The organism is uncultured Sphingorhabdus sp. (assembly GCF_937872355.1).
Lineage (GTDB): Bacteria > Pseudomonadota > Alphaproteobacteria > Sphingomonadales > Sphingomonadaceae > Sphingorhabdus_B.
Genome location: NZ_CALMSV010000223.1, coordinates 1 through 3,978 on the forward strand (window position 1 = coordinate 1; position 3,978 = coordinate 3,978).

At 60.7% G+C, this 3,978-nt stretch carries 4 protein-coding genes; 2 read left to right on the forward strand and 2 right to left on the reverse strand.

The window, feature by feature from the left end; all coding sequences use genetic code 11:
* Positions 1-51: 51 nt before the first annotated feature.
* On the forward strand, positions 52-432 hold the full coding sequence (locus Q0239_RS14570; RefSeq protein ID WP_367276121.1) for a polymer-forming cytoskeletal protein: 381 nt from the start codon (positions 52-54) through the stop codon (positions 430-432).
* A 6-nt stretch (positions 433-438) separates the two neighbouring features.
* On the opposite strand, the gene Q0239_RS14575 is transcribed toward Q0239_RS14570, so the two are convergent.
* The gene (locus tag Q0239_RS14575; protein ID WP_298604145.1) at positions 439-1,680 is read right to left on the reverse strand and encodes a pyridoxal-dependent decarboxylase, exosortase A system-associated; all 1,242 of its coding nucleotides are present in this window, start codon (positions 1,678-1,680) and stop codon (positions 439-441) included.
* Positions 1,677-3,215 (reverse strand): acyl-CoA ligase (AMP-forming), exosortase A system-associated, encoded by a 1,539-nt coding sequence (locus Q0239_RS14580; protein WP_298604147.1) that lies wholly within the window; start codon positions 3,213-3,215, stop codon positions 1,677-1,679. Before Q0239_RS14580 ends, Q0239_RS14575 begins: the two co-directional genes overlap by 4 nt.
* 28 nt (positions 3,216-3,243) lie before the next feature.
* Here Q0239_RS14580 and Q0239_RS14585 point away from each other — a divergent pair.
* Positions 3,244-3,978 (forward strand): GNAT family N-acetyltransferase (locus Q0239_RS14585; RefSeq protein WP_298604149.1); only part of this gene is annotated, 735 nt, incomplete at its 3' end.

Sequence of the window (3,978 nt, forward strand, 5' to 3'; positions counted from 1 at the left end):
GCAGCGGCGCAGGGGCGTAACAGCGTGCGTGGGGGCGGACATACATTTTCGGTGATCGCATCGGATGTTGAAATCACCGGCAATCTTTCGGCCAAGGTCGACCTGCATATCGACGGCAAGGTCAACGGCGATGTCACCTGCGGTTCGCTCGTCCAAGGCGAAGGCAGCGTGATCAGCGGCAAGGTTGTCGCTGAAACCGCGCGCCTTTCGGGCAAGGTCGATGGCTCGATCGAGGCAGGCGATCTGGTGATCGAAGCCAGCGCGCGCATTTCGGGCGATGTCGTCTATCAAAGCCTGACCATTGCCCCCGGCGGAATGGTTGAAGGCAAATTCAAGCATCGCGGCAGCCATGTGCCCAATATCGGCAAGGCGACCATCGACATCAGCAAGACCGACCCGCTGATTTTGGGTGCCGAAACCAAAGTCGGCTGAGCTCAACTAAACCAACATCTCCAGCGCAGCACCTTGGCCAAGGAAATTGGCCGGGCTCGCGCTTGCACCATAGGCCCCTGCACAGAATATCGCGACCAGATCGCCAACCTCTGCGCGCGGCAGCAGCGCACCGTCCGACAAGCGGTCGAGCGGCGTGCACAGACAGCCGACCACCGATTGCACTTCATCCGCCGGGGCATCGAAGCGCGTGGCAATTGCGACCGGATAGTTGCGGCGGATGACGGTACCGAAATTGCCCGACGCCGCCAATTGGTGATGCAAACCGCCATCGGTCACGAGGAAGACTTCACCATGGCTGACCTTGCGGTCGACCAAACGGCACAGATAGACTCCTGCTTCACCGACCAGATAACGCCCCAGTTCGATGCAAAAATGCGTGTCTTTCAGGATGTCGGGTAGTGCCGACAGCGCCTGCCCGAGTGCACCGCCCACCGCATTCAGATCAAACGCTGTATCGCCGGGGAAATAGGGGATACCAAAGCCGCCGCCCAGATTGACTTTGGGCGGGGCCACCCCGACCGCCTCTGCCAGTTCTGCAGCAAGCGCCAGCGTCTGCGCCTGCATCGCGATAATCGCCTCGGCATCCAGCGCCTGCGAGCCTGCATAGATATGGAAGCCGCGCCATTCGGCTCCGGCAGAAAGGATACGCTGCACCAGTGCAGGCACGCGTTCGGCATCGACGCCAAAGGGTTTTGCCCCTCCGCCCATCTTCATACCGCTACCTTTGAGGTCAAAACTGGGGTTCACGCGCACCGCTATTTTGGGGACCACCCCCAGTCGCTCGCCTATCGCAAAGGCGCGCTCCGCTTCGCCCTCCGACTCACAGTTGAGCATCACACCGTTCGCAATCGCAAACTCCAACTCACGGTCACGCTTGCCGGGGCCGGCAAAGCTGATCTTGTCTGCTGCTACACCTGCATCGAGTGCGAGCTTCAACTCCCCGCCCGAAGCGACATCGAACCCGTCGACCCTCGCGCTCATCCAGCCGAGCAGTGGCGCAAAGGGATTGGCCTTCATCGCATAATGGATGCCCAATTGCTTGGGCATCGCTGCACGCAGTTCGCCGATGCGCGCTTCAAGCGCTCCGGTCGAATAGACAAACAAAGGTGTATCGCCTACTTCGGCAACCAGCACGGAAGCCGTCTTGCCCCCAATCGCCAACTCGCCGTCCTTCGAGGCGAAATAGGGCGGGATTGGTCCTGTGGGTTTGGCTTTTGCGTCGCTCATGCCGACAACCTATCCTTCAGTCCGTCCCTGTCCAGCTTGCCATTGGCATTTTTGGGGAATGCGTCGAGCCAGACATAGTCAGCGGGTTGCATGAAATTGGGGAGAGCAGCCTTCATATGCGCAACCAGTGCGGCCTCGTCGGCTGCGCCAATTGCCCGCACAAACAGCACAATCGCCTCGCCCAGCCGCTCATCCTTGCGGCCCAGCGCGCAGGCCTCGGCGACCAAACCGCTTTCGATGGCAGCCTCTTCTACTTCGGTGGGGGAAACACGATTGCCGCTAGTTTTGATCATCGCGTCGTCGCGGCCGACAAAATAAAGCAAGCCATCCGCATCACGCCAAACGGTGTCGCCCGACCAGACCGCCATCCCGCCATAGCGAGAGAATACGGGCGCAGGCTTGTAACGCAGCGCGGTGCGCTCCGCATCTTTCCAATAGCCCTGTGCGACCAGCGGCCCGGCATGGACCAGTTCGCCATGCTCTTCCGACGCCGCCTCGCTGCCATCCTTGGCGACGACCATGATTTCGGCAAAGGGAATGGCTTTGCCCATGCTGGTCGGGTTGGCGTCTATCAGCGCAGGATCGAGATAGGTGGAGCGGAAGGCTTCGGTGAGGCCGTACATTGCATAAATAGCGGTCTTTGCACCGAATATCCCGCGCAGCGCCTTGACCAGCGAGGGCGTAAGCGCGCCTCCGCTGTTGGTCAGGCGGCGCATCGCGGCGGTTGCTTCTTCGGGCCAGTCCTGCTCAGCCAATTGCACCCAAAGCGGAGGCACGGCCGCGAGGGTGGTCACACCCTGCTTGGCACAGGCCTTGATCACATCGCGCGGCGTCAGATAGTCCAATGGAACCACGCAGCCGCCGGCCTGCCAGGTCGATAGAAGCTGGTTCTGGCCGTAATCGAAGCTCAAGGGTAGAACGGCGAGGGTCACATCATCGGCTGCCAGTTTCAGGTAACTCGCCACGCTGACCGCACCAATTGCCAGATTGGCGTGGCTGAGCATCACCCCCTTGGGGCGACCCGTCGAACCGCTGGTATAGAGTATAGCGGCAAGGCCGTTGGTATCGATATCGGCAGGGAGCGGCGGCATCACGTCGCCGGGCTGGTCAACGGCAATGAGGATTTCGCTTTCATCGAGCAGCAGTGCACCGTCCGGCACGTCACCCGCACTCAATTGTCCGGCCCGCACCTTGGCCGTCAGCAATGCCCTCGCACCGCTATCGCCCAATATATGCTTAACCTGCGCAGACTTGAGCAGCGGGTTGATCGGCACATGCACCAGCCCTGCGCGAACCGCCGCAAGCGGCATCAGGCAAGCGAGTTCGGTCTTTGGCAGCCAAGTGGCGATCCGGTCCCCGGCTGTAAAATCTAGGGCGGCCAATATCGCGGCCAGCCGACCGATACGATGATTTAACGACTGATAACTATAGACCTTGTCCTTGATGCGCAGCGCAGGCGCGTCAGGCGCCCCGCGAAGTGCGAGGTGATCGAGCGGAAAGGCTGGCAAATCGTCGGTCATTGGGTCAAAAGTCATTGGGTAAAGGGTTAATCGGGGGCGATAATTGGCAGTTAAGTGTGAATATCACGATAATTTCCTGACTGCGCAAGCTGCCGCCGCTGGTGCGCTTGACCGCGAGGCGCAGCCCTGCCTGTTTGACCGGCTCGACTGGCTCGAAAGTTTGCACCGCACCGCGTTGCGCGAAAAGACCCCCGCCTTGCTGCAAGCCTGTGGCGGCGACGCGCAAGGCTGGCTGCCGCTGATGCAGACTGAAAGCGGCCATCTGGTCGCGCTGGCCAACTGGTATAATTTCACTTGGCGACCCATTTTTGCAAATGCCGAAAGCGAAGTCGAGCGGATGGCATTGCTAAGGCTGCTGGCAAAGCAGGCCAAATCGCATGCCCGTCGGCTTACCTTGTCTCCTGTACCCGATGAGGAAGGCAGCGCGAGCGCAGTTGAAGCCGCGTTCAGAACTGCTGGCTGGTCCGTATTTCGTGAAGTATGCGACCAGAACCATATCCTTGAGGTTAAAGGCCGCAGCTTGGACGCCTATTGGGAAACCCGCCCCAGCCGCCTCAAAAACACCGTCAAGCGCAAAGGCAAGACCGGCGCTGTTACCATCCGCATCGACAGCGAATATGATGCCGAAAGCTGGCGCGATTATGAGCGGGTCTATGCGCGCAGCTGGAAGCCCGAAGAAGGTAGCCCCGAATTTCTGCGCCAGATTGCCGAGCGCGAAAGCGTGGCGGGCGCGCCTCCCCCCGGCCCTGCCCGTATCGCTGGACCGCCCGGAACCGCC